Source organism: Aeromicrobium phragmitis (assembly GCF_003674095.1).
Lineage (GTDB): Bacteria > Actinomycetota > Actinomycetes > Propionibacteriales > Nocardioidaceae > Aeromicrobium > Aeromicrobium phragmitis.
The window spans coordinates 1-342 of the sequence record NZ_RDBF01000214.1; the positions used below are offsets into that span (position 1 = coordinate 1).

The window sequence follows — 342 nt, forward strand, 5'->3', positions numbered from 1 at the left end:
CGCTCCGCGACCAGCTCCAACGCCTTCAGCGGGGTGATCCCGCTCGGTGATCACACCATCCCTGCTGGCGGCCGCCTGCTCGTCGGAGGCAACAGCAACGGCACCGCGGGCGCCTCGCTGCCCGAACCCGACGTCACGAGCGGCATCGCGTTCTCCGGGAGCGCCGGCGGAACACTCGCGCTGGCGCGCACCACGCAGCCGCTGTCCGGCGACCGGGACGGCGTGCTGTCGCACCCGCAACTCGTCGATCTCCTCGGGTACGGGTCATCGAGCACGTACGAGGGCGCGGGACAGGCCGCGGGCTACTCGAGGACCACGGCGCTGACGCGCGACGACGCCCTC

At 72.8% G+C, this 342-nt stretch carries 1 pseudogene; it reads left to right on the top strand.

Annotated elements, in window-relative coordinates:
• Positions 1-342 (top strand): annotated as a pseudogene (locus D9V41_RS18095) (hypothetical protein); the annotation flags it as partial.